Here is a 1,099-nt window from a genome sequence, read left to right as displayed (position 1 = left end):
GTCCACCAGTATGCGTACCGGCGGCGAGTCGATAATGATGGGGCCTCTTTCCGCCACTTGCGCCGGCGGGGCGGCTGCTGCGGGCTCCGGCTCTGCTTCTGCCTCTGCCTGGGGGGCCTGCTGTTCGCCGGCAGCAGGGAGGGGCGGCGCCGGGGACAGTTCCAGCCAGCCCGAACCGATCCTGCCCAGCCCGTATCCCGCCAGCAGCGCCAGCACCAGGATCACCAGCAGCCACCACCACCAGCGGCGATAAAAGGGCATCCGCGCCGGGCCGCCGGGCTCGGGCGGCAGGGGCAGGCCCGATTCGGTCGGGTGGCGGCTGCGCTGGCGCTCCGATTGTTTCAGGGCATCAAGGATGTAGGACACGGGGTTCCTCCTGGGGTCCGCTGAGCCGGGGCAGGCCTTCCAGCAGGCTGGCACTGAAATAGATACCGGTCTGCGGGCCGAAGATGCCGTCTTCGGCCAGCCCCTTGCTGCGCTGAAAGGCCCGGATATCGCCGGCCAGGAGCTCGTCGTACCGCAGCAGTTGCCGGCGCGGCGCCCGGCCTTGCCAGGATGCCAGGTGGCGTTCCAGCCAGGTGACGGCCTCGCCCCGGCTCCCCGGATAAAGCGGGGCCTGGTATTGGGGCGGCGGTTGCCAGAGCAGCACATAGCTGCCGGGCCAGTGGGCTTCCAGTTCGGCCAGGGGAAGGCTCCTGACCTGCCCGCCCAGCATCACCTCGGCCTGCTCGCCCTCGATCCGGGTCAGGGTGGCGTAAACGGCTCCCCCCTCGGGATGCTCCAGGCGAAAGACCGCCGGGTGGTTTTGCCGGCGCAGGGTCGTCAGGCTGGCGTCCTGAAAGGCGCAGTCCAGCTGGTGCAGGCGGGCGAACCGGCACACCACGGGGTGCTCGTTGGGATCGTAATCCAGCCCCCAGAGGGTGAACAGGTACCGGTAGGCCATGACCTGGCTGACATCGGTGCCCAGCCCCGCCGGCCAGTGCCAGAATTCCTGCACCAGGGGGCCCGGAGACACGGCTGGCGGCTCGGCGGCCGGAGGGGGTACCGCCGGCGCTTCCGGCGGGGGAGCAGCGGCAAGCGCTGCCGGTGTGGCCTCGGC

Annotated in this window: 1 protein-coding gene and 1 pseudogene; both read right to left on the bottom strand. The window is 70.7% G+C overall.

Translation table 11 applies throughout. The features are described from left to right. Positions 1–366, bottom strand: a pseudogene (locus CGX12_RS19240) (hypothetical protein); the annotation flags it as partial. Continuing rightward, positions 350–1,099 (bottom strand): peptidoglycan-binding domain-containing protein (locus tag CGX12_RS19235; protein ID WP_142995723.1); only part of this gene is annotated, 750 nt, incomplete at its 5' end. The pseudogene CGX12_RS19240 and the gene CGX12_RS19235, both read right to left, overlap by 17 nt.

It is taken from the genome of Zobellella denitrificans (genome assembly GCF_002237365.1).
Classification (GTDB): Bacteria; Pseudomonadota; Gammaproteobacteria; order Enterobacterales; family Aeromonadaceae; genus Oceanimonas; species Oceanimonas denitrificans.
This window is presented reverse-complemented; position numbering and strand designations above follow the sequence as displayed.